Here is a 23,480-nt window from a genome sequence, read left to right on the forward strand (position 1 = left end):
GCCGCCGATGTGCCGTCAGTCCATGTCGTCGAACGCGTCCGCGAAGTCCAACTCGGGTATCGCGGACATCGAGCGCGCCGTGATGCGGGTGGCGAAGTCGGTGCGCCGGTGGCCCGCGTCCGGGTCGTGCACGTCGTCGTGAACGACCACCCACACCGTGACCTCGCCGCGGCTGTCGTCGCGGACGCCCCAGTCGTTGGCCAGCGCTGTGATGATGTTCAGCCCGCGACCACCGTGCGCCGTCACCGAGGGGGTCGCCGGAACCGGGCGGGTCGGACCGCCGCCGTCCGTCACCTCGACGATGAGTCTGCCGCCGGTGTCCACGCGCCACGCGGCCCGGACATCGCCGTCACCGGCCAGGGCCTCGCCCAGTGGCCGACCGTGTTTGCACGCATTGCTCAAGAGTTCGGACAGGATCAACACAGCGTCGTCGATGACCGATTCCGACACACCGCCCGTGCGCAACTGATCGCGCATCCGGTGTCTTGCTTTGCCCACGCCCGCAGGGCCATGGGGAACGGCCATGCTCGACGACGTGGGCACCTCCTGTGCCACCACCAACGCCACCCCCGAGACCTCCTTTGCCCCACGCCACGGTGTGAATGCCCCTTTGGCCTGTACCGGAAACCGCCCCTTCCGCCTTCGGTGACGCACTCGCAATGATCGAACACGGACCGAACGCGCCGGTGCACTCCCTGTAACCGAGTGGCCGGATTTCGACGGTATGGCCGAAGGTGGAGGTTTCCTCACCGGGAGCGCCAGGTCAAGAGTCCTGGCGCGAACCGGGGTCGGAGTCGGGTAAGAGGCCGATCACGGCCGGGGGCTTCCGGATCTGTGGGAGCGCGGCTGGTCAGCGGCCCAGTTGTCGCAGGACCGCGCCCGGGCGGTTGGTGATGATGGCGTCGATGCCGAGGCCGACGCAGAGGTCGACGTCCTCGGGCTCGTTCACGGTCCAGACGTGCACCTGGTGACCGGCGCGTTTCAGCCGCTCGATATACGCCGGGTGACTGCGCACGATCCGGATCGAGGGCCCCGCGATCCGGACCCCCAGGGGCAGTCGGCCGTCCCGCAGCCGGGGCGAGAGGAACTGGTTCAGATAGACCGTCGGCAGTGTCGGCGAGGCGGCCCGCACCCGGTGCAGCGAGCGCGCCGAGAAGCTCATGACCCGAACCTGTGAATCGGCCGGGGACTCCGGGGCGTCCAGTCCGAACCGCTTGAGCAGGAACAGGAGCCGCTCCTCGACCTGGCCGGCCCAGCGTGTGGGGTGCTTGGTCTCGATGGCCAGCTCCACCGGCCGTCCGGCGTCGGCGACGAGTTCGAGCAGCCGCTCAAGGGTGAGTACGGAGGTGTCCTCGCGGTCCTCCGGCCGGTGCTCCCAGTCGGGGGCCTCGTCGCGGTTCTTCCAGGAACCGAAGTCCAGGGCGGCGAGGTCGGCGAGCTCCAGGGCGGAGACCGCGCCGCGGCCGTTGGACGTACGGTTGACGCGGCGGTCGTGGACGCAGACGAGATGGCCGTCCGCGGTCAGCCTTACGTCGCACTCCAGGGCGTCGGCGCCGGCCTCGATCGCCTTCTTGTAGGCGGCCAGTGTGTGCTCGGGTGCCTCTTCGGAGGCTCCGCGGTGGGCGACGACCTGGATCGGGTGCTGTCGAGCGTGGGTCACCGCGTCATGGTGTCACCGTCGGAGGGCGGTCGTGACGTAGTGGGCACCCCGCGCGCGTAACAGATACACATGATTGTGTGAATTGTCAGATATAAAGGATGACCCCGGACCCACAGGCACCGCTTATGGTGCCCTGACGGCCCGTGGGAAAAGCTGGCGGCATACAAAAGGACACGCACAGCTGAAACGTACCGACCGCGTACCCGTGTAAACGGGTACCCACATATGTGATCGGACGTGACCAAGTGCGACCGACCAGGACAGCCGTGGATCGAGGAGACAGAGCTGTGAGCACCGAGAACGAGGGCACTGTGGTACCCCCGGCCCCGTCCGCACCTCCCGTGCCGGTGGAAACTCCTGCTGCCTCCCCGCAGGCCACCGCGCACGAGGCCCCGACGACTCCGCTCCCGCCGGTGCCCTCGGGCGCCCCGGGCGTACCGGAGCCGGAACCGGCGCACGCGGCCCAGGTGCCGGCGTACGCGTCGGCGGGAGCGCCGGAGGCAGGACAGGCCGCCGGGCCGGGCCCCGAGGCGGGCGCCTGGCCGCCGCCCCCGCCGCCGGCGACGCCGTCGTACAGGGACGGCGGAGGCGGCGACACGGGCATCCCCTGGGGCGCCACGTACGACCAGCAGCCGAAGCCGAAGTCCGGGCGCGGCGGGCTGTTCGCCGCGGTGCTGGTGGCCGCGCTGGTCGCGGGCGGTCTGGGCGGCGGCCTCGGCTACACGCTGGCCAAGGACAACGACGACTCCACCACGTCGACGACCGTCTCCGCCGCGCAGCAGAGCGGCGGTGACCTGAAGCGCGACGCGGGCACGGTCGCGGGCGTGGCCGCCAAGGCACTGCCGAGCACGGTCACCATCGAGGCCGAGGGCTCCAACGGCGAGGGCGGCACCGGTACGGGCTTCGTCTTCGACACCCAGGGCCACATCGTCACCAACAACCACGTCGTCGCGGACGCGGTCGACGGCGGCAAGCTGACGGCCACCTTCCCCGACGGCAAGAAGTACGACGCCGAGGTCGTCGGCCACGCACAGGGCTACGACGTGGCGGTCATCAAGCTCAAGAACGCCCCGTCGGACCTCCAGCCGCTCACCCTGGGCGACTCCGACAAGGTGGCCGTGGGCGACTCGACCATCGCGATCGGCGCTCCCTTCGGCCTCTCCAACACGGTGACCACGGGCATCATCAGCGCCAAGAACCGCCCGGTGGCCTCCAGCGACGGCAGCGCCAGCAGCAAGGCGTCGTACATGAGCGCCCTCCAGACCGACGCGTCGATCAACCCGGGCAACTCCGGCGGCCCGCTGCTCGACGCCTCGGGCAACGTCATCGGCATCAACTCGGCGATCCAGTCCTCCAGCAGCGGCGGCCTGGGCACCGGCCAGTCCGGCTCGATCGGCCTTGGCTTCGCCATTCCGATCAACCAGGCCAAGTACGTCGCCCAGCAGCTGATCAAGACCGGCAAGCCGGTCTACGCGAAGATCGGCGCCTCGGTCACCCTGACCGAGGGCACGGGCGGCGCGCAGATCAGCCAGAAGTCGACGGACACCGCCAACCCCGTCGAGGCGGGCGGCCCGGCGGCAGCGGCCGGCTTGAAGCCCGGCGACGTCATCACCAAGCTCGACGACCACGTGATCGACAGCGGCCCGACCCTGATCGGCGAGATCTGGACCCACAAGCCCGGCGACAAGGTCCAGATCACCTACGAGCGCGACGGCAAGTCAAAGACGGTCGAACTGACCCTGGGCTCCCGCGAGGGCGACAGCTGACCCACGAGCGCACGCGAGGACCCGTTACTCTTGTCCCGCGCCGAGCAGATCACGCCCGGCGCGGGGAAGCGTGCCCGAGCGGCCTAAGGGAACGGTCTTGAAAACCGTCGTGGCAGCGATGTCACCGTGAGTTCGAATCTCACCGCTTCCGCAGATGAACGGCCCCTGACGAGGTATATCGGTCGGGGCCGTTCTCATGTGCACTGCCCGTCAACCACCGTGGTTCCCCGTCAGATACCGGTTGATTGGGCACGGCAGGGGCACGGGACTGGGTGGGGAGAACGCATGTCTGATGCGACTGACTGGCTGAGTGCTGCCGGCGGGATCGTAGGGGCAATCGGAGGTCCGGCAGGGCTCTGGGCGGCGTGGAGCCAGCACCAGCAGAATCGGCGCCGAAGATATGGCCCTCCAGAGGAACTCGTTGGGCTATTGGCGAAGATCATCGATGTTGCCCACGATGCAGAACTCAACTACCGCAATGAGGCCTGGATGACTGCCTCTGGCCTAGAGGAGGCCCGTGCCCGCGTCGATGAGCTGAAACACCTGGTTCGCGACCAAGAGCTGGGTAGCAAGCTCACAGTCGTTCACGCTCAAGCTGGCTTGTTGGTGGGGGCAGTCGCCAGCGATACAGATAGCACTGAGCGGATGATGAACGCTGTTGCCAAGCAGTCTCGCTACGCCTCTGACCTTGAGAAGTACGCAAACGGTGCGCTGAATCGGCTCCGACGAAAGCTTTAGAGGGAAGGGCGGCGGAGTCGCAATGGCTGTGCGTGCCCCATCGATTGGGCTCCTCGATGCGAACTACGGGCACGACGGTCGCTGAGGGTCAATTGGCAGTTCAGCAAGGGTGGCAGGGTCATACTCGGTTGACTGCGGTCTGTGCGGTTGCTGTACTCCGCTGCTGTACAGCGACTTCGGAGGCCCCGTGACCGCACTGCCGGCGAGCGTAGACCGCGACATCCTCGATCACCGGATCATGTTTGCGATCATGGCGATCCGCGAAACGCGAGGCTGCACGATTCATGAAGCCATCGACGTGTTCGCGGCACGGTATGAGGAACTGCGTCGTGATCGTCCGGACGACTTCAGCGTCGGGCCCGAGGAGTACGGCCGGGGCTTCTACTCCTGATTGGTGGCGTACTAGGTTGGAAGATCGCGTATGCGGACCCGGGCTGAGCTGGCGATTCGCTGACCTGCGGGTACCCGGGTCGCTCCCCGCTGTTCCCCGAGGCTCCCCACTGCTCGCTGTTCCGGCGGGCACGTCGGGGGCACGTGGTCACTCGTAGATCCGAGCGGCAGTCAGGGCGCGAGCGAAGAACGTCCAGTCACCGTCGGGTGGTAGATCCTTTCAGTGGTTGTCGTACCACCCGGGCGAACCCGAGACCCAGGCCTCCAAGGCGTCCAGGGGGGGGTCTAGCGACCTGCTCTCCCATGTGGCGCCATTGACGGCGGTCAGTAGATACTCCCCGTAGGCGGCCACTTAGCGCCCCATTCCTGGCCAAGGATTGCCCCACGGACGGCCATATATCTCCCCGGACCTGGACCGATACCGGTCGGCGAAGCTGACCGGTGTGAAGAACAGCAGGGAGATCATGGAGATCCTTGAGGCATACGACCTCACGGGGAGTTACCGAGCAGCGGCCGAGCTGGCCGGCTGCGACCACCACACGGTGGCCCGGTATGTGCAGGCTCGGGCCGAGGGCAAGAGCCCGACCGAGCGGCAGCACCGGGCCCGCCCGATCGACGAATACCTCGCGAAGATCGAGGAGTTGGTGGTGAACTCCCACGGCCGGATCCGTGCCGATGTCGTGCACCGGCGGATCACGGCGATGGGCTTCACGGGCGGGGAAAGGACCACCCGGCGGGTGGTCGCGGAGGTCAAGACGAGCCTGCGGGCCGGATCGCGACGGGTCTATCGGCCGTGGATCACCGAGCCCGGATTGTGGCTGCAGTGGGACTGGGGCGAAGGGCCGCGGATCGGCGGACGCCGTACTTCCTTGTGGTGCGCCTGGCTGGCCTGGTCCCGGTTCCGCGTCGTCATCCCGGTGTTCGACAAGACCCTGCCGACGATCGTGGCCTGCCTGGACTCCACTCTGCGGCGAATAGGAGGGGTGCCTGCCTATGCGCTGACCGACAACGAGAAGACGGTCACCACGATGCACATCGCGAACATCGCGGTCCGCAACCCGGACATCGTCGAGGTGGCCAGGCACTACGGGCTGACCATCCGTACGTGTCTGCCGGCCGACCCGGAAACCAAGGGCGGATCCGAGGCCACGGTCCGCATCGCGAAGGCCGACCTGGTGCCCACCGACGCCAACCTGCTCGAGCAGTACGGGTCGTTCGGACATCTGGAGGCGGCCTGCCGCGACTTCTGCGACGAGGTCAACAACCGGGTCCACCGGGCCAGCCGGCGCAAGCCCGCCGAGGCCCTCGCCGAGGAACGGCAGCGGCTGCACCCGCTGCCGAAGGAGCCGTTCGCGGTCGCGTTCGGCACCACGAGACGGGTCAACTGGGACGCCACCATCTCTGTTGAAGGCGTGCGCTATTCGGTCCCGCACCAACTCGTCGACACCCGGGTCTGGGCCCGTTTCAACGGCGACGAGCTGATCGTCACCGCCGTCGCGGACGACGGGCCGGCCGAGGTCGCCCGGCACGACCGCTCGACTCCCGGCAGCCCGCAGATCAAGGACGAGCACTACCCGCCCCGCGAAGACAAGGAGGGCGACCGGACACCGAAGGCCAACTCGGCCGAGGAAGCGGCCTTCCTCGCGCTCGGTCCCGGGGCGGCGTCCTGGCTGATCGAGGCCGGCGCGGCCGGAGCCCGCAGGGTCAAGTCGAAGATGGCCGAGGCCGTCGCGCTGGCCAAGCTCCACTCCGCCGCCGATGTCGACCGGGCCCTGGGCTCGGCGGCGGTCGCCGGACGGTTCGCGGAGAACGACCTGATCCGCATCCTCACCTACCAAGTCGGCCTGGAGACAGTCGAACCCACGCGGCCTTCCGAGAACCACAGCCTCCAGCCGGGCACCTCCGCCTGGTCCAACTTCGGCGTCGCCGACGAGAAGGAAGAGCACTGATGGCCACCCCGATCCGCACCGTCACCGGCACCCACGGCGATCCCCTCGCCGAGGCCATCGAGCTGACCCGGCGGCTGAAACTCCCGCACATCCGGAGGGCGTTGACCGACCTGATCCCCACCGCGAAGGCCCAACGCTGGGACCCCGCCGAGGTCGTCCGCGTCCTCCTGTCCGAAGAGGCTGCCGGCAGGGACGCCGCGAACCTCCGCACCCGCCGCAAGCGGGCCGGGTTCCCCGCGGGCAAGACCTTCGGCGACTGGGACGAGACCGCCTCCTCAATTCCCCGGCCGACCCAGGACTCGCTGAAGATGCTCGAGTGGGTCACCCGCAAGGAGAACCTCTGCATCTGCGGACCCTCGGGCACGGGCAAAAGCCACTTCACCGAAGCCCTGGGACAGGCCGCCATCGAAGCCGGCATGACCGTCGCCTGGTTCACCATCGAAGACCTCGGAGCCCTCGTCCGCCGCCACCGAGCCGACGACTCCCTGGCCAGAGCGATGGCCCGGCTGATCCGGACCGACCTGATCATCGTCGACGACATCGGACTGCTGCCGGTCTCACCCGATGCCGCCGAGGGCTTCTACCGGCTGGTCGATGCCGCCTACGAACGGCGGGCGCTGGCCGTCTCGAGCAACCTCCACCCCTCCGGCTTCGACGAGATCATGCCCAAGACCCTGGCCACCGCGACCGTGGACCGGCTCCTGCACCACGCTCACGTGGTGGTCACCCAAGGTGATTCCTTCCGGCTCAACCAGGCCACCAGCGGTCAGGGGGTGATCCCCTTGCGCTGATCCACCCACCAACAGCGGGGAGATATCTGGCCGCGGTTGGGGAAGATCTACTGGCCGCCAGCGGGGAGAATTACTGGCCGCCTCCGGGGAGAACTGAGTGGCCGTTGACACGCCATGCTCCGCGTGGTCCGCTCGTAGACGCGCCAGAAAGGCACTGAAAGCTTCCCGGTCGGCGATGTGGTCGTCGGGCAGCAGCGGATGGCTCATAGGTTTGACTCCATGATGCAGGACCGGCTTGCCCGTTCCCAACTGCCACTTGCTGATGAGGCCTTCGATGCCTCGGCCGGCATGCATGATGGTGTTTGTGAACTGGCTGAGCACCCTTGCCGACATTGGCAAGATCATGGGTGGGGTGGTGGCGGCACTGACCCTGTTCGGAACGGTGACAAAGTGGTGGAAGCAGGGCCCCGGAAGGCGGCGGACCTGGACGAAGAGCTTCAGGAAGCTCGCGCCGGGTGTACGGCCCGCCTATGTCGAGGCTCTCTTCGGGGAACCAGCCTTTGAGTCCAAGGTGCCGGTGCTGAGCATTACACCCGGTCAAGGGAGTCGGCTGGCGCTGACTGAGCGGGTGTGGCTCTTGGCTGCCGATGGCTACTTGACAACGTGGGGTAGCGAGTCCGACGTCCTTGCCTACTCCCTCACCACGACGAGTAGGCGCTTCAAGCCCAAGGTCCGTATTGGGTCCTCGCCTTACTCAAACGGTGCCGCGTTCAGCGTGCAGCTGGGTCGTACACGCCTGGCCCAGGTCGCCGCCGGCCTCGGTGTGTGAACCGTTCCGGGTTCGATAGAGATCTCAGATGTTGGCTGTTACCTGGAGATTCGTGGTTGCTCGGTAGAAGTTGGCTTCGTATTCGACGGGTGGGATGTGCCCGATCTCACCGTGGAGTCGGCGGTGGTTGTACCAGTCGACCCACTCGGCAGTGGCGAGCTCGACGTGCGACAGCGTCTTCCACGGCCGCTGAGGCTTTATGACCTCGGTCTTGAACAGGCCGATCGTCGACTCCATGAGCGCGTTGTCGTAAGCGTCGCCAACCGACCCGATCGAGGCCGCGATCCGGACCGAGTCCAGGTGTTCGGCGAGGCGAAATGATGTGTATTGCGACCCGGCATCGGAGTGGTGCACCAACTCGCCGGGGATGGGTGGACGACCGTCTCGGTCGCGCTGCCACAGGCCCATGTCCAGGGCGTCCAGGACGAGTTGGGTCTGTTTCGACAGCGATGCGGACCAGCCGACGATGCGGCGGGAGAAGGTGTCCACGATAAAGGCGACATAGACGACGCCCGCCCAGGCGGCGACGTGTGTGAAGTCGGCGACCCAGGTCCGGTTCGGCGCCGGTGCGACGAACTCGCGGTCGAGCAGGTCCGGGGCCCTGGCCGCCGCCGGGTCCGGCATGGTCGTGATGACCTTCTTGCCGCGGACGGCGCCGGCGATGCCGATCTCGCGCATCAGACGCTCGACCGTGCAGCGGGCCACTTTCTGGCCCTGGCGGTTCAGCTGGCGCCAGACCTTCCTCGCATCGTAGACACGGTAGTTGGCCTCGTAGACCTCCTTGATCTGTTCCTTGAGCCCCTCGTCCCGCACGGACCGCGGCGAGGGCGCCAACTGGCGTTTCTTGCAGGCGTAGTAGGTGGAAGGGGCGATCTTGCAGCCGTGCTGGGTGAGCACGCGGCAGATCGGCTCGACACCGCCGAAGCGGCCCTTGTGCTCGTCGATGAACGCTACGAGCGCGTGTGTGGCCGGTCGAGCTCGGCCGCGAAGAAACTCGCCGCCGCCTTCAAGATCTCGTTCGCCCGCCTGAGTTCGGCGATTTCCTTCTTCATCGCCTTGACCTGCGCGGACTCCTCTGTCGTGGTCCCCGGCCGGGCTCCGTTGTCGATCTGGTCCTGGCGGACCCACTTGCGCAGCGTCTCGGTCGTCCCGATCCCCAGCTTGGCGGCGACCGCCTTCATCGCGGACCACTCGGTGTCGTACTCGGGCCGCACCTCGGCGACCATGCGGACCGCACGTTTGCGCAGCTCAAGGGGGTAAGGGGAAGGGCGTGCCATGACTCGATCCTCTCAAATGATCGAGTCCCTATCGAACCCGGAGCGGTTCAGTCGTGCGCCCACGCACCCCGCTCAAGCGGCTCGGCATCGCCCGGTACGACAAGGCGAAATGGCGCGACGGCGACGAAGTCGCCTTCATCGCGGACCGTGTGGCATCAGGGCGCGAATACAAGCGCAACGAGCAGACACAGACCGTGAGCCGCGTCGAGGCGAGCGCTGCCGTCGCCGACGGGCTCGGCATCCCGGTCGGCTCCGGGGTGTACGCACGCGCCCGCCTGGTGAAGGAGGGCACCCAACCCACCCACACCCTGACCAGCTACTACCGGCCCGAACATGTCGAGGGAACACGCATCGTCGACCCCGCACCGGGCCCCGCCGGCCGTGGTGGCGGATACAGGGTGCTGTACGACGCGGGTTACGAGATCGACCACATGCGAGAGGCCCTGTTCGCCCGTGTCCCCACGGCGGACGAAATGAAGCTCTTGCAGTTGCCGCCGGGCGAACCCGTCGTAGAACTGCACCGCACCACCTACACGGCAGACGGCACGGTCGTCGAGTACACCATCGGCATCCACTCGGCATCGCGCTTCGCATGGGAGTACGACTTCAAGGTTCCGGACTCGGCACAGGACGGAGAGGGCCAGAAATGATCTCGGCGCAGGCATGGGCGGACGCCCGACTTCTGTGGGACTACCACCTCATGCACCACGACCCACGGCCCTGTTCGGTCGCCGTCGGATTGGGGAGCCACGACCTCGGCGTGGCCGACGTGACAGCGGAGTTGTATCGCCAGGGCATGGCCCCGGTGATCGTGTTCACCGGGGCCACCAGCCCGACGACCCGAGCACGTATGCCGCGTGGCGAGGCCGTCCATTACCGCGAGCGGGCGTTGCAGCTCGGGGTGCCCGACTCCGCCGTCTTGCTGGAGCCGCGCGCCACGAACACCGGCGAGAACATTGAGTTCACGAAGGCGGTACTGGTCGAGGCCGGTATCAAGGCCTCGTCTGTCCTACTCGTCAGCAAGCCGTACGAAGAGCGGCGCTCGTACGCCATGATGCGAAAGCTCTGGCCTGAGGTCGAGGTGGTGTGCGCGTCCACACCGATGGACTTGGAGGAGTATGCCGATTCCATCGGGGATGCCCGCATGGTGATCGACATGATCGTGGGAGCGCTGCAACGAGTGCTCGTGTTCCCCGGCTGGGGTTTGGCCATCGAACAGGATGTGTCGGATGTCGTGACGGCTGCCTACGAGCGGCTTTGCGTCGAGGGCTTCACCAGTCGACTCATCCCGGAGGCAACCATCACTTGAGTTCGGGTGACGGGTGCTAGCCATGGCCAAGCCCCGTAAATGTAGGGAGTGGGGGCGGGTTCAGCCTCCTACATTGGCATGTGGTGCGCCGCGAGTGATGGACGCCACACATCCGAGATTCGATGGGTTCGGCAGTGAGTGCGACTCCGTCATGTGACGTAGGCACCCTCCTACCCCCCGAGCTGTACGCAGCGTGACTGCCCGCGATCCCCCGCCTCAGTGGCAGTTGCTCGGCTGCGTGTTCGCAGGTCGCGGTGACGTTACAAGAATCAACTAACCGTCAAAGGGCGATTCAGGGCGGCAGTTGGTCCGGGTGTGGTCACTAGCGGACCGTTGTTGTAGGTCGGACCCGGTAGGCTCATCCCAGCATCTTCTCTTGCGGCGCAATCCGTCGATCGGTTGGCCCGATCGGGGCCGATCGGCTCCGCGACCGAGAGAAAGGTGCTGCGGATGGAGAACCCGCCCGAGGGCGGGGAGCGGAAGAACCGGAAGAACGTCAAGAAAGCGATCGGCTGGCTGGCGCTTCAGGCACTGAGTGTCTGGCTGCGTCGTCTGTTCGATAGCTCTCTGTAGACGCCTAAGGCCCCCTGCTGCGAACAGAGGGCCTCACCGGGAATCCACTCCCAGACGCTGGCCCTGTGCCTCCGCCAACGGGTCATGAACCGTGGAGGTGCAGGGCCTCTTCCATCATGAATACACGTGGACCGCAGTCCCCAAACGGTGCGGCCAACGGCGTCCAACGTCGCGCATTTTCGCCGAAGCATCCACCGGTTCTGCCACTAAAAAACATGGCATCCCAGGTCAAGCTTCGAGTGGAGTTGACGATGTGACTCGTCCGTAGCCCCCGAATGGTACCTCTAAACGGGTCCCGGCGACGAGGAAGGGCGCACGGATGGCGCGGGGCATGACTCATTTCAGCCCCTCTGAGCTGCTAGCGCACCGGATGAACGTCTACGCGCGTCCGGATGTGGTGTCGATGACGGCTGAGGAGCTGGCGAAGGCAGTCGGGGCAACCAAAGCGCAGATCCTTGCTTACGAGAACGGGCACCGGGTGCCCGACCCGCCGCGCGTGCGCGCCCTCGCCCGCGCCCTGAAGGTGCACCCCTTCCAGCTCATGAAGAGTGAGCAGCTCGACACATGGACTCTTGCCGACCTCCGGCGTGCTTCTGGACTGCGGGCCCAGGACGTCGTGAACCGGCTCGGCATCTCTCCCAAGAACTACCGCCGGTTCGAGAGCGAAGGCATCGTGCCGAGCCGCAGTCCTCAGTTCCTGGACCAGGTAACCGCCGCCCTGGGGGCGCCCCGCCACCTGATCGAGGCGGCCATTGACCGGACGCCGGCCGTGCAGCGTCGCCGAGCCCGCGCTTTCGAGCTGGTCGTGGCTATGGCTGAGCGTTACGTACCCAAGACCGGGCCGTGGCGGGGGCCCGCACTCAATGATCAGAATCTGATCGAACTGGCCGCTGCTTACGCCCGACCAGTCCAGCGCATACAACGCGTCCTGACCTACGAACTGGGAGAACTGCGCCAGAGCCAGGTGCGCGCCCAGCGCGAGCGCGTCATCGCGGACTATGACACCGACCGCGGCCGCCAGATCCGCGCAGGGCTTGCACTGGCCCAATGGCACGATCTCTTCGACAAAGAATTGATTCGGATACCTCATCGTCTGGAGCGGTTCCACCGCACCGCTCAGCCGTCGGACGTCTGGGAACTGCTAGTGGATCTCTACAACGTAGAGGCGACCTTCCGCCCCGATGCGGGCACTTGGGCTGTTACGGCGCTACTGTGCAAGGACCCCAGGGTGCTGCCCTTCCACTTTGTTGAGCGGCACTTTGTCAATGACGTGGAAGTCTGCCGACTCTCTGCCCCGGGCGCCAACCACGTACACGCGTACGCCGGTTTGTATGCCGCCCTGTACCCCGGCGTGCGCAGGCCCATCATCCGCCCAAGCGGTCGCGGCGGTGGGAAGGGCCGTGTGACCACCAACAGCCCGGAGACGTTCATACTTCCCAATCGGGCTGAGCGCCTGGCGGTACCTCACATGATTCTGGAGGAAATGCGCAACATAGCGCTCAGCTCAAAGAACGCCCAGCCAGTGCGGCTGAGCCCTTCATACGAGCTCAGTGTGGGACCCAACTCCTTGTCGGTATTGGATCTTCTGAGTGCTCTCGACGACACCAATCGACAGGCTCATAACAGCGGACAGCGCGACACCCTAAGCCCTTGAGTGCGGTCTCAGCGCCGCTGCATCCGAGGGTGTCCGTAATTCGTGACAGTCTCCACGGCAGCGGATGTGTCCCGTTGCCGCGTAGGGATGCGTTTCTGGCCTGCCCGGCGGGTCTCAACGAGCGCGCGGACTTCTTACGGTGTTGGCCAAGCACGCGGCGGTGGATCACGCGATGGCAGTTGGCGCAGCAGACGAGTGCGAGACCGTTGAGTTGGGTCCGACTCTTGTCAGTCGCGGCCATCCTCTGGCCAACAAGGAACGGACGATGCATCCCGGGGCGCCGTATGTACAGGTCAGAGGCCATCCGGCCGTGTGTAACCGGCCGGTCATGAAAACCGTCGTGGCAGCGATGTCACCGTGAGTTCGAATCTCACCGCTTCCGCCAGGTGGGAGAGTGTGCAGGTCAGAAGGGGTGTCCCTCGGTGAGGGGCACCCCTTCTGCGTGGGGCTGTCTCAGCTTGACGCGGGTCTGGCGCGTTGTTGATCAGGGTGTGTGGGCCAGGTGTGGGCCACGGTCCATGCCGCGCTGGGGTCCTCTGTCGGATGCGGGAGCGCTGCTACTGCAAGGGAGTCCGTGAGACGTCAGTTGGAGCGCTGATCAGCTGCTGGAGGTGGTGAATGAAGTCCGGATCGTCGAGACGGGAGTCGGTGACACGGTCGCGCACATCGGTGAGGAGCCATTCCACCAGCTCCGCGGTGGCGTGGTATTCGCTGTGGAACCCCAGGCTCAGGTCGGTGATCTCGTACTCGAACAGCACGTCGACCATCAGGTCCGCCAAGTGCGCGTCGGCGGCCGGGGTCCGGGTGGCGGTCCATATGTCCAGCCAGGGGCGCAGGCTGTCGGTGGCGACGGTGATGAGGCTGAGGGTGTCCCTGATGGACACTGGGCTGGGGTGGGTGTGCAGTGTGGCCGGCCACCATGCGGTCCAGACGTTGCGAAGAGCGTCGGCCAGGGGCGCGTCCCAGGTGCTCCAGCCAGCTTCGACCAGGCGGGTGGCGATCAGTTCCTCGGAGACGTGGAACTGACCGGCGACAAGGGGGCGGATGATGCGTGGGACGAGACGCCGGTAGAGACGCGGGAAGTCGTCCCAGTGGCTGGGCACCTCTCCGGCGGCTGCGGACACCATGTCGTCGGGTATGAGGTGCAGCGGCCTGGAGAGTTCGGCGAGTCCCTCCTCGCCGTAGCAGTACGTGCAACCACCGACGGGGAACGGCTCTTCAGCGGCGAAGGCGCGGTCCAGTGCATCGAGGGCTGTCATGAGTTGCTGGTGGTGTGACATGGCGACCCGCCGGGGGACTCCGTCCGGGTGACCGGCGAAGATCGCAGGCTATCAGGATGGGCCGGAGCTGATACTGCGGACTGAACCGTCACTACCCGACTACGACTCGAAATTCTCAGTAGGTCCTGAGTAGCGACAACCCTGCCAAGCCAGACCGATGGGTCGCGTCAGCAGTGGCAGTGGACCCGGACGAGGATCGTGTCGCCGGGAAGGTCCGCGAGGTACGCCTCGCTGCCTGGCCACACGGCGGGCAGTGGAGAGTCGTGCGGGCACAGCTCAGGCTCGCAGAAGGCGTGGACGGCCTTCATACCGTGCTGGTACACCTCCAGCCACCAGCCATCCAGAGTGAGCACGTCCGTATTCGATGGCCTTGTTGATGTGTACTGCCGGATGTACTCGGCCCGGGTTCCGGCATAGCCGATGACCGGGTGCTCCAAAGGATCGCTGTTGCCAAAGAAGCCCAGGAAGCCCGTGTCGAGGCTGAAAGAGTGGTCCAGGTACGCCTTGATCAGCGGCTGGGCCCGGTAGGCGGAGAACATTGCGTCTGAATACCCGTCACCGCCGAATGCGGTGGGATCGTTTCGCCAGCGGTCCACGTAGTCCGCGAGGGGAACGGCCTCAGGGTGCACGGCGGAGAGGCTGTGCCACAGGTCCCATGACGCGGCGGCTGCTCGTTCGGAAGCAAGGTGCGGCTGGGAGAAGTCGAGCAGTGCGCGTGGTCCTCCGGCGCAGACGCCCGGGGGGCTGGGGCGGGGTGTGCCGTCGGGTGCGGGGTTGTCATGGATGAGCCGGGGATCCTCCTCGTGTCCGAGGGCGACGGCGAAACCTCCGTCTGTGCTGCCGCCGCGGATGCGGCGGGAGTCCCACATGCCGCGACTGACAGGGTTGTGTCCTGAATCGGAGTCGAAGGGCGCAAGAGCCTTCGTGAGCGCCCCTTCGACATCATCCACGGCCTCGGCCGGCAGGCAGACCGTCACCGTTACGCCAGCCATGATCTCTCCTTGTCGTCGGGGCGCACAGGATGAATGCAGGCGTGCAGATCCGTGCCCCAGACCATGTCTACAGTGCGGCGAAGCCGGGAAGCGATTTGTTTTGGGTGAGGGCTGTGGGCGGTCATTTCCCCAGGCTTCGGGATCTGAGCGTCACGCAATTCCCCACCCTGACGGTCACGAGTCCCCATGGGGCGGTGACCGTGAGCGGCCCCAAACCTGCTGCCGAAATCCGGTAGACGTGGCGGGGATACTGCCGTCATGGCCGTGACTCAGCAACTCGCCCGCATCTCCGAAGAGTGTCTCGCCGCCTGCCGTCAGTCCGCCAGCGCGTCACCGGACCGCGATCCCCAGTGGGATCCGTCGGCGTACGAGGTGCTGGACCTGGACTGGGCACCGGCGCTGCTGAAACGCGTCGGAGAGGTGGCCGGACTCGGAGAAGTCCATCTCGATGCTCTGCGCCGGGCCACAGACGGCGACACTGTTCTGGACCTCGGCTTCCTCAATACTCACGCGCACGCCATAGCCCCCTTCGGGGCCGCACCCACCGCCCTGGGCATCTCTCAAGTGGCGTGCGTCTCCGAACTCCTTGGCCAGATCGACATGCCCGTTCTTCTCGCGGCCCTGCCGGCCGACGACCGTGACGCCGGATCTTTGATCGGCCACGTGGGCGACCCCATCACCGGCGGTCTAAGGGCGTACCTGCTGGAGCATTTCAATGCCTTGCGCGACTTCTACCTCGACGCAGCTGAGCGCCACCTGCTCGTTGTGCTCTGGTGGGACTGACCCGCCCCCATCCGGCGTCCCCACCCCGAGCACTTGGGGAATTTTGTGGCTCTGCCAGTAATTCCGTGAAAGCCCCAGACAGGAGCACACTGTGGCGGTGTACCCGACCCGCCAAGCCTCAGAACCGCCGTCCCTGCCTCGAAAGCCGGTTCTGCCCGACATGGCCACAGCGCGCAGTCACGGGCCTGCCGCCGCCGTTGAAGCCCGATGGGTGTCACTAAACTCAGCTGGCGGTGGTCACGTGATGTCCACGAGATTCGCTCGCCAGGACAGCCATATCCGGGCATCGTTCCGCTGCTGGAGGCCGCTGCCGCGACACCACGGCTACGGCGGCTGTATCCGTTCACCAGCCATTTCGCTCTGCTCTTCAGCAGCCGCACCGACTACCCCTGGATCTTGCAGGCCGGATCCATTGAACCTCTGCGCAGCGGATCGTTCGAGGTCCGTCGCCGTGATCCCCTCGCCGTGGTCGGCGAAGTCGAAACTGCCACGGAGGCCGTGAATCTGGCAGTGAGACTTCTGCCGGCCGACTTCGAGCCGGTCGTCACAGCCTCCGCCGACAAGCACAAGTGACGACGCACGGCCACACTGACCCCGGCCAGACCACTCACATACGCAAACGGTCAGATCCAATTTTGTGACCGTCCACAAGGGCCGGGCGTGACCGAGCACCGGCGGACTGGATCCGGGCTTCCACGCCTCGCCGTACTCCTTGGAGAGGAGGTTGCCGCTCTACCGCTCGGCGGTGCCGTCCTCACCGTCGATCTCGTAGATCCGCCCTTGAAGCTGCTCCCCGGCCCAGTCCAGCTCGACGCCCAGGTCGAACCAGTGCCGATCCTTGCGGACTTGGGGCCGTGAGAGGTTCACCGCCGCCCAGGAGAACACTCCCAGGAGGATGGAACGCCCGTGCTGCGTTGTGCTCACGGACAACGCAAAGGGCGCGGCGAGTGCCGCGCGGGTGACCAATATGGCCTTTTCGTCTTCGGAACGTCGACGCCCACCCGTGAGAAACCGGGGCGTTTCAAGGATCTTGACCCACTCGACAACTGCGTCGGCCACCTGGGCGCGCAAGGACTCTTCGATGCCCTTCCGGATGGCGGTCGCGGGATCATCGCCGAGCCAGCCAAGCCAGTGATGAGGGTCGGTCAGCTTGTTGAAGTCGTCCTGTGGCACACCGTGACGGGGATTCTCCTCGTACTCACCCGTAAGTTTCCCGCTGCTGTCCACCAACCACGCGCCGCGGATTGCCTCGGGGGGTACGTAGCCGTTCGGGTCGTCGATATACGTCGGATCGATCTCGGCGACGCTGCCACCGGGATTCTCCGCAGCCGCAGCCAGTAGCGCCGGCTCCTTCGGTATGCCCTTACGTCGACTTCGCGAGCCAAAGAGCCCCACGTTCCTACCCCCGCCGTTGCCCGTCCAGTTAGTTGATCGCGATTGTTCCGCACCGGCCAGGGCTGCATGAAGGGGTGGGTGACGGCGACGGGTGAGTGGGGAATCTCAGGGCTTTGACCGCGGTTTCGTGAGCCTGTTCAGAAGGACCGGTGGATCCCCTCGGGATCATCGTGAGCCCATGCCGCGTACTCCTCGAAGCCCAGGTTGCCGATGCTCGGTTCGCGTGGACGTCGTGGAGCCCTGCGGGAATGGTGCGGAAATCGCGACCGAGCTCGGTCAGTCGTTCGTAGTCCTCTTCGTCCTCGCACTCCTCCCGCGTCAGCGTGGTGACCACCAGCAGCGGGGCGCTCTTGGCCTGCGTGGTTGTACGGTCGGCGAGAAAGACCACGGCCAGGTTGTCGTCACCGCAGACCGCAGTCAGCACCTCATCAACGGTCGCCCATGCCCAGGCCGGATCGTCGATGAGGTGGACGTGCGCCTCGTACTGCGTGTCTCCCCAGGGCTCCATCAGCGCCGTTGCCATGTCCTGCCACGCCTGGTCGTCGGGTCTAGGAGCCTGGACCCGGTCCAGCGACGGCTTCGCTGCCTCCTCCCAGTGATCGGTGGAGCGAGGAAGGCGCCACTAGGGTGGCCATTGTGGACGTGGGGGCAGGAAACGAGATGGTCGTCGTCCCGTCGGGACGGGTGACGTTGTCGGACCGGCGGACGCAGAGCAGTTGGCCGGTCGAGGTCGCGCCGTTTCAGATGTCGGCGTTCCCGGTCACCCAGTCCTGGTACGCGCTGGTCACGGGCGGAGGGTCGAGTGGAATCCAGGGCGAGCGGCTGCCGGTTGAGGGTGTTTCGTGGTGGGACGCCGTTCGGTTCTGCAACGCCCTGTCCCGGCGCGAGGGGCTGGCCCCCGCGTACGACCTGAGCGTCGACGCCGGCACGGCCGAATGGGACACCTCCTCGGACGGGTACCGGTTGCCGACCGAGGCCGAATGGGAGCACGCCTGTCGTGCGGGGACCACTGGCGCGCGCTACGGCCCGCTCGACGAGGTCGCCTGGTACCGGGGCAACTCTGACGGGCGGATCCATGCCGTCGGCGGCAGGCAACCCAACGCATGGGGTCTGTACGACATGTTGGGCAATGTGTGGGACTGGTGCTGGGACGTCTACGACGCCGAGGTGTACGGCACCTACCGGGTGCTCCGCGGTGGTGGATGGGCCGACGAGCACTGGAGCTGCCGGGCGTCGGTGCGGCGGCGCAGCCACCCGACCTTCCGGATCGACGACGTGGGATTCCGCGTTGCGCGCTCCACGCCATCGCCTCGGCCTTGACAGCCTCACTTTGAAACCGTCGGTCGGACCGCCGGGGCTGCGATGTCACGTGGGTTCGAATCTCGCCGCTCCGCTTCCGCTTCCGCCCCGGTTCAGCGTGTGAGCCGATCAGGAGGGGCGCCCCGACACCGGGGCGCCCCTCCTGTGCGTTCGGCCTCACGGGCTGGCGGCCCCCTGGGGGTTCACCCCTGCCACCCCGACATCCGCGCCGCCGAAGCCACAGTCGCCCGTGCCTCCCGTTCCGTCAGCCCCGTCTGTACGGCCGCCTCGACCAAGGGGGCCAGCAGAGCGGGCCCGAGGCCGTTCTCGTACGCGCGGCAGGCTGCCCAGAAGAGGCGGGTGTTGCGTTGGCCCTCGTGGGCCGCGAGGACGAACTGGACGAGCCCCTGGCCGTGTTCGCCCGGAGTGGGGGACGCGGAGCGGGGTGTGCGGGGCGGCGGCAGGAGGAGGCGCAGGAGGGACGGCGGGCAGAGGGCCGGGGTCAGGTGGGCCGTGCCGGGTGCCGTGCCGTAGACGCCGTGTTCGGTTCGGGAGCCGGGGCCGACGAGGTAGCCGCCGGCCCCTCTGATGTCGATGCCGGGGGCCAGCCTGCTCGCCGAGTTGGCGACCACGGCGTCCGGGGGGCCGGTCAGCCAGAGATGGCGGCCGCCGGACGGGGTCAGGACGACCACCGTCTCGGGGATCGTGAAGAGGTGGCGCAGGGCCAGTTCGCGCAGGGCCGCGGAGGAGTCCGTGCCCGACTTGGTGTCGAGGTCGATGCCGATGAGGTGGTGCGGGGGCAGACCGCAGGCGATGCCGTAGCCGGTGGCCCAGGGGGCGGCGGCGAAGAGTTCGCGGATACGGGACGGGTCGGTCGTGGCGTCGTACACGCCGTGGCCCATGCCTCCGCACTCACCGTGGCACGGGGTCGGGGCCGGGTCGTCTCGGTGGGGGGAGCGCAGGGCCGGGAGCTTTGTCCTGGACAGGGGGATGACGGCCAGGCCGCGTTCGGCGGCTGACAGGGCGTGTGCGAGGGCCAGCGTCGTGGCCTGCCGGTCTGTGGTGGCCATACCTCCATGTTCGTACTTATGTTCGAAAAAGGGAAGGGTGTGCCGGTGCGCTGTGGCCCTCTGGGGGGAATGGCTGGAAATGTGCGGGAACGCTTCAGCCCTTGCGTCCCTTGGGTGTCACCCGTAGTGGCTTGGCGTGAATCACCCCTATCGGGTTGACCTGCGACTTCCATGATGCGAAGGGGGTTTATCGACTTGTCATCACGCTTCAGGGGGAATGATCGGTTCCGGGGTGGTTCACCGGGGATTCGGTGGGCAATTCTGATCTTGCGACGCAGTGCACAGCGGCGAAACAGCACCGAGGCGGGTGGCCAACTGCCTTGGGATCAGAGGTGGTTCATGCAATCCGCAGCACGCGGTTCGCATCACACGCACTACGAGTCACTTGCACTACGCATCACACGCACTACGCATCACACGTACTTCGTACGGTCCGGCACGGAGCCGGGGCGTACATGTTCTGGAGGAACAGACATGGCAAGCATCCGTACCGCCCGCGTTCTCGCCGCCGTCTCGGCTCTGCCCCTCGCTGCCGCGCTCTTCAGCGGTGTCGCGGCGGCGGACAACGGCGCCTTCGCGGACGACGGATCGAACGCGGCCGTCGCGAGCGTCATCGGCAGCGGCGTGGGCGGAAACAACAACGGCAACTCGTCCACCTCGCAGCAGCAGGCGGTCGGCTCCGGCGCCTCGAACCAGAACAACACCGCACAGGTCAACGGCTCGGCCTTCACGGCCATCGACCAGTCCAACGCCGTCGTCAACTTCACCAACCTCTGGTGAGCCGTGGGCCGGCGGGGGTGTGGGTCCCCGGCGGTCCTGAACTCCCTTGTGGGGATCGCTTCATGGGGTGGTAACGCGTCTGCGCGGCGACACGTACTTGGTGTCGCCGCGCAGACGTTTTCCGGGCTCTTGACACCCTTCGGTATCTGACGGACAGTCAGAAACCGTGACCCACCTACCCAGTCAGCAGTCCGGTCGTCGGCCCGGTCCTCGGCCTGATGAGCCGCCCGGCGACCAACTCGCCCAGCGGCTCTCCGCGTTCGAAGGGCGCCCAGCTGTCACTGGCGGTGTCGGCAAGGATCCCGTCAACGAGCCGATGATCCGGCACTGGTGCGAGGCGCTGGGGGACAACAGTCCGGCGTATTCCGGGCCGGACGCCGTCGCGCCGCCCGCCATGCTCCAGGTGTGGACCATGGGCGGCCTCTCCGGGAACCCGGGTCGCTCGGCCGCGTACGAGGAACTGCTCGACCTGCTCGACGGCGCGGGCTGCACCTCGGTCGTCGCCACCGACTGCGAGCAGGAGTATCTGCGGCCCCTGCGGCCGGGGGACCGGGTCGCCTTCGACTCGGTCGTGGAGTCGGTCTCCGGGCCCAAGACCACCAAGCTCGGCACCGGGTACTTCGTCACGACCCGGACGGATGTACGAGTGGACGGTGAGCCGGTGGGCACCCATCGCTTCCGGATCCTCAAGTACGCACCGGTACGCAAGTACGCCCCCTCACGCGCCCCTGAGGCAGCTGAGGCACCTGAGGGGCAGGAACCCCAGGTCGCCCCCGTCCCTACCCCCACACGCCCCCGCCCGGTGATCAACCGCGACAACGCCGGATTCTGGGAGGGTGTCGACCGGCACCAGCTCCTCGTCCAACGCTGCCTCGGGTGCCGCACCCTCCGTTTCCCCTGGCTGCCGGGGTGCAGCGCCTGCGGCAACGGCGACTGGGACACCGTCGAGGCGTCCGGCGACGGCACCGTCTTCTCGTACGTCGTCCTGCACCACCCGCCCTTCCCGGCCTTCGACCCGCCCTACGCGGTCGGGCTGATCGAGCTCGCGGAGGGCGTGCGGATCGTCAGCAACGTGGTGGGCGTGCCGTACGACAAGGTGCGGATCGGGATGCCGGTGCGGCTGGAGTTCGTACGGTACGAGGAGGGGCAGCCGGCGCTTCCGGTGTTCCGGGGCGATCTGCCCGCGGAGGTGGGCGGATGAGGGCCGGGGACGAGCTGCCGCCGCTGGAGATCGCTATCACGCGCACGCTGATCGTCGCCGGGGCCATCGCGTCCCGCGACTTCCAGGACGTGCACCACGACGCCGAGTCGGCGCGGGCGAAGGGGTCCCCCGACATCTTCATGAACATCCTCACCACGAACGGGCTGGTGGGACGGTACGTCACCGACTGTTTCGGGCCCGACGCCGTCCTGCGCAAGCTCGCCATCCGCCTCGGCGCCCCCAACTACCCCGGCGACACCATGGTGTTGACCGGCCGGATCGAGGACATCGACGGCGGCGGCGAGGCCGAAGGCGACACGGTTGTCGTACGCGTCCTCGGGGCGAACGGGATCGGACGGCACGTTTCCGGGACGGTGACCGTCTCCGTACCCCCCTCGGCCCCGGGAGGCACCCCGTGACCCTGCACGCGCGCGACGATCTCGGCGGCCGTGCGGCCATCGTCGGCATCGGGGCCACCGAGTTCTCCAAGGACTCGGGGCGCAGCGAGCTGAGGCTGGCGGTGGAGGCGGTGCGGGCCGCGCTCGACGACGCCGGGCTGACGCCTGCCGATGTGGACGGCATGGTCACGTTCACCATGGACACCAGCCCGGAGATCACCGTCGCGCAGGCCGCCGGGATCGGGGAGCTGTCCTTCTTCTCCCGGGTCCACTACGGCGGGGGCGCCGCCTGCGCCACCGTCCAGCAGGCCGCGCTCGCCGTCGCCGCCGGGGTGGCCGAGGTCGTCGTCTGTTACCGGGCCTTCAACGAGCGGTCGGGACGGCGGTTCGGGTCGGGGGTGCAGCGGCGGGAGCCGTCGGCCGAAGGGGTGGCGCTCGGCTGGTCGCTGCCGTTCGGGCTGCTCACGCCCGCCTCCTGGGTGGCGATGGCGGCGCAGCGGTACCTGTACGCGTACGGGCTGTCGGCGGAGGCGTTCGGGCAGGTCGCCGTCCGTGGCCGGAAGTACGCGGCGACCAATCCGGCGGCCTGGTTCCACGGCCGTCCCATCACCCTCGCCGACCACGCGGCCTCGCGCTGGATCGCCGAGCCCCTGCGGCTGCTCGACTGCTGCCAGGAGACGGACGGCGGTCAGGCGGTCGTCGTCACGTCCGTCGAACGGGCGCGCGAGCTGCGGCGGTCACCTGTCGTCGTCGCGGCGGCGGCCCAGGGCGCGGGGCGCGCTCAGGAGCAGATGACGAGCTTCTACCGCGACGACCTCACCGGGCTCCCGGAGATGGGTGTCGTGGCCCGCCAGCTGTGGCGGACCGCAGGGGTGGGCCCGGCCGACATCGACGTCGCCATCCTGTACGACCACTTCACGCCGTTCGTGCTGATGCAGCTGGAGGAGTTCGGCTTCTGCGCGCCGGGTGAGGCGGCGGATTTCGTCGCGGCCGAGGGGCTGCCCCTGAACACGCACGGAGGTCAGCTCGGGGAGGCGTACCTGCACGGTATGAACGGCATCGCGGAGGCGGTACGACAGCTTCGCGGGACCTCCGTCAACCAGGTGCCGGGTGCGGAAAGAGTGCTGGTCACGGCAGGGACGGGGGTGCCGACATCGGGGTTGGTGCTGGAGGGTGCCGGGTGAGTGCGAGCGTCTGGCCGGCCGCTGGGCCCGCGGTTCCCTCTACTACCGGAGGAGGAGCCTCCGTACCACCGCCGTACGACCCCTCAGGGTTGAACCCTCATAGTCCCGTACTCGGCCTCCACCTTCAGGAGGTGGAGGCAGCCCCCTTCCTACAACCTGAGGCGGACGTGGCTTCGGGACCTGCGGCCGATCCGCCGGAGTAGGGGGCGAACCTAGCGTAGA

The 23,480-nt window shown here is 67.2% G+C and carries 24 protein-coding genes, 1 tRNA gene and 1 pseudogene; 18 read left to right on the plus strand and 8 right to left on the minus strand.

Translation table 11 applies throughout. From position 1 onward, the window contains the following. Positions 1-15: 15 nt before the first annotated feature. Together OHN74_RS22040 and OHN74_RS22045 are read right to left on the minus strand one after the other, a co-directional pair. Complete coding sequence (locus OHN74_RS22040; RefSeq protein ID WP_327696281.1) at positions 16-654, minus strand: ATP-binding protein; 639 nt, start codon at positions 652-654, stop codon at positions 16-18. Positions 655-850: 196 nt separating this feature from the next. Continuing rightward, positions 851-1,660, minus strand: coding sequence for a glycerophosphodiester phosphodiesterase (locus OHN74_RS22045; protein WP_327696283.1), 810 nt, complete (start codon positions 1,658-1,660; stop codon positions 851-853). A gap of 287 nt (positions 1,661-1,947) precedes the next feature. Here OHN74_RS22045 and OHN74_RS22050 point away from each other — a divergent pair, with 287 nt between their 5' ends. The 7 genes from OHN74_RS22050 (at position 1,948) to OHN74_RS22080 (ending at position 8,063) form a co-directional block, all read left to right on the plus strand. Continuing rightward, positions 1,948-3,426 (plus strand): S1C family serine protease, encoded by a 1,479-nt coding sequence (locus OHN74_RS22050; RefSeq protein WP_327696284.1) that lies wholly within the window; start codon positions 1,948-1,950, stop codon positions 3,424-3,426. A gap of 64 nt (positions 3,427-3,490) precedes the next feature. After that, a tRNA-Ser gene (locus tag OHN74_RS22055) sits at positions 3,491-3,577 on the plus strand. Positions 3,578-3,711: 134 nt separating this feature from the next. After that, complete coding sequence (locus OHN74_RS22060; protein WP_327696285.1) at positions 3,712-4,164, plus strand: hypothetical protein; 453 nt, start codon at positions 3,712-3,714, stop codon at positions 4,162-4,164. A 187-nt stretch (positions 4,165-4,351) separates the two neighbouring features. Beyond that, positions 4,352-4,555, plus strand: coding sequence for a hypothetical protein (locus OHN74_RS22065; protein WP_327696286.1), 204 nt, complete (start codon positions 4,352-4,354; stop codon positions 4,553-4,555). 442 nt (positions 4,556-4,997) lie between these two features. Further along, positions 4,998-6,503 carry an IS21 family transposase gene (gene istA / locus OHN74_RS22070; protein WP_327692450.1) on the plus strand — a complete coding sequence of 502 codons (1,506 nt, stop codon included), beginning with the start codon at positions 4,998-5,000 and terminating at the stop codon, positions 6,501-6,503. Then, positions 6,503-7,294 (plus strand): IS21-like element helper ATPase IstB, encoded by a 792-nt coding sequence (gene istB / locus OHN74_RS22075; RefSeq protein ID WP_266639805.1) that lies wholly within the window; start codon positions 6,503-6,505, stop codon positions 7,292-7,294. The genes istA and istB overlap by 1 nt, the downstream gene beginning before the upstream one ends. Positions 7,295-7,598: 304 nt before the next feature. After that, positions 7,599-8,063 carry an ETEC_3214 domain-containing protein gene (locus tag OHN74_RS22080; protein WP_327696287.1) on the plus strand — a complete coding sequence of 155 codons (465 nt, stop codon included), beginning with the start codon at positions 7,599-7,601 and terminating at the stop codon, positions 8,061-8,063. Between the two features lie 24 nt (positions 8,064-8,087). Here the strand turns inward: OHN74_RS22080 and OHN74_RS22085 are convergent. Continuing rightward, a protein-coding gene (locus OHN74_RS22085; protein ID WP_443060427.1) for an IS3 family transposase occupies positions 8,088-9,340 on the minus strand; the annotation gives its coding sequence in 2 pieces (ribosomal slippage) (positions 8,088-9,058 and positions 9,058-9,340; 1,254 coding nt in all). A 44-nt stretch (positions 9,341-9,384) separates the two neighbouring features. Between OHN74_RS22085 and OHN74_RS22095 the strand changes: the two are divergent. The 4 genes and pseudogenes from OHN74_RS22095 to OHN74_RS22110 all read left to right on the plus strand — a co-directional run. Then, positions 9,385-9,990: pseudogene (locus tag OHN74_RS22095) on the plus strand (UTRA domain-containing protein); the annotation flags it as partial. After that, positions 9,987-10,649: a YdcF family protein gene (locus OHN74_RS22100; protein ID WP_327696289.1), complete on the plus strand. Its 663-nt coding sequence runs from the start codon at positions 9,987-9,989 to the stop codon at positions 10,647-10,649. The pseudogene OHN74_RS22095 and the gene OHN74_RS22100, both read left to right, overlap by 4 nt. A gap of 450 nt (positions 10,650-11,099) precedes the next feature. Next, positions 11,100-11,222 carry a hypothetical protein gene (locus OHN74_RS22105; protein WP_327696290.1) on the plus strand — a complete coding sequence of 41 codons (123 nt, stop codon included), beginning with the start codon at positions 11,100-11,102 and terminating at the stop codon, positions 11,220-11,222. 331 nt (positions 11,223-11,553) lie between these two features. Beyond that, complete coding sequence (locus OHN74_RS22110) at positions 11,554-12,876, plus strand: helix-turn-helix transcriptional regulator (protein ID WP_327696291.1); 1,323 nt, start codon at positions 11,554-11,556, stop codon at positions 12,874-12,876. A gap of 557 nt (positions 12,877-13,433) precedes the next feature. Here the strand turns inward: OHN74_RS22110 and OHN74_RS22115 are convergent. Next, positions 13,434-14,156, minus strand: coding sequence for a hypothetical protein (locus OHN74_RS22115; RefSeq protein WP_327696292.1), 723 nt, complete (start codon positions 14,154-14,156; stop codon positions 13,434-13,436). Positions 14,157-14,323: 167 nt separating this feature from the next. After that, positions 14,324-15,148, minus strand: coding sequence for a hypothetical protein (locus tag OHN74_RS22120; protein ID WP_327696293.1), 825 nt, complete (start codon positions 15,146-15,148; stop codon positions 14,324-14,326). A gap of 258 nt (positions 15,149-15,406) precedes the next feature. On the opposite strand from OHN74_RS22120, the gene OHN74_RS22125 reads away from it, so the two are divergent. Together OHN74_RS22125 and OHN74_RS22130 are read left to right on the plus strand one after the other, a co-directional pair. Continuing rightward, the gene (locus OHN74_RS22125) at positions 15,407-15,931 is read left to right on the plus strand and encodes a DUF1877 domain-containing protein (RefSeq protein WP_327696294.1); all 525 of its coding nucleotides are present in this window, start codon (positions 15,407-15,409) and stop codon (positions 15,929-15,931) included. 207 nt (positions 15,932-16,138) lie between these two features. Beyond that, positions 16,139-16,504 carry a DUF6193 family natural product biosynthesis protein gene (locus OHN74_RS22130; protein ID WP_327696295.1) on the plus strand — a complete coding sequence of 122 codons (366 nt, stop codon included), beginning with the start codon at positions 16,139-16,141 and terminating at the stop codon, positions 16,502-16,504. A 159-nt stretch (positions 16,505-16,663) separates the two neighbouring features. Here OHN74_RS22130 and OHN74_RS22135 read toward each other — a convergent pair whose 3' ends face one another. Then, positions 16,664-17,326 carry a hypothetical protein gene (locus tag OHN74_RS22135; protein WP_327696296.1) on the minus strand — a complete coding sequence of 221 codons (663 nt, stop codon included), beginning with the start codon at positions 17,324-17,326 and terminating at the stop codon, positions 16,664-16,666. Between the two features lie 28 nt (positions 17,327-17,354). Next, a complete protein-coding gene (locus tag OHN74_RS22140; RefSeq protein WP_327696297.1) occupies positions 17,355-17,849 on the minus strand; it encodes a DUF6924 domain-containing protein in 495 nt (164 codons plus the stop codon). A 137-nt stretch (positions 17,850-17,986) separates the two neighbouring features. Between OHN74_RS22140 and OHN74_RS22145 the strand changes: the two genes are divergently transcribed. Continuing rightward, a complete protein-coding gene (locus OHN74_RS22145) occupies positions 17,987-18,646 on the plus strand; it encodes a formylglycine-generating enzyme family protein (RefSeq protein WP_443060566.1) in 660 nt (219 codons plus the stop codon). A 182-nt stretch (positions 18,647-18,828) separates the two neighbouring features. Here the strand turns inward: OHN74_RS22145 and OHN74_RS22150 are convergent, their stop codons facing one another. Next, complete coding sequence (locus tag OHN74_RS22150) at positions 18,829-19,695, minus strand: bifunctional DNA primase/polymerase (protein ID WP_327696298.1); 867 nt, start codon at positions 19,693-19,695, stop codon at positions 18,829-18,831. 474 nt (positions 19,696-20,169) lie between these two features. On the opposite strand from OHN74_RS22150, the gene OHN74_RS22155 reads away from it, so the two are divergent. The 4 genes from OHN74_RS22155 (at position 20,170) to OHN74_RS22170 (ending at position 23,258) form a co-directional block, all read left to right on the plus strand. Further along, complete coding sequence (locus OHN74_RS22155; RefSeq protein WP_327696299.1) at positions 20,170-20,475, plus strand: hypothetical protein; 306 nt, start codon at positions 20,170-20,172, stop codon at positions 20,473-20,475. A gap of 166 nt (positions 20,476-20,641) precedes the next feature. Further along, positions 20,642-21,676 (plus strand): bifunctional MaoC family dehydratase N-terminal/OB-fold nucleic acid binding domain-containing protein, encoded by a 1,035-nt coding sequence (locus OHN74_RS22160; protein WP_327696300.1) that lies wholly within the window; start codon positions 20,642-20,644, stop codon positions 21,674-21,676. After that, the gene (locus tag OHN74_RS22165) at positions 21,673-22,095 is read left to right on the plus strand and encodes a MaoC family dehydratase (RefSeq protein WP_327696301.1); all 423 of its coding nucleotides are present in this window, start codon (positions 21,673-21,675) and stop codon (positions 22,093-22,095) included. The genes OHN74_RS22160 and OHN74_RS22165 overlap by 4 nt, the downstream gene beginning before the upstream one ends. Continuing rightward, positions 22,092-23,258, plus strand: a complete 1,167-nt coding sequence (locus tag OHN74_RS22170; protein WP_327696302.1) for a lipid-transfer protein — start codon at positions 22,092-22,094, stop codon at positions 23,256-23,258. Before OHN74_RS22165 ends, OHN74_RS22170 begins: the two co-directional genes overlap by 4 nt. Positions 23,259-23,480 lie beyond the last annotated feature (222 nt).

This window comes from Streptomyces sp. NBC_00459 (genome assembly GCF_036013955.1).
Taxonomy (GTDB): Bacteria; Actinomycetota; Actinomycetes; order Streptomycetales; family Streptomycetaceae; genus Streptomyces.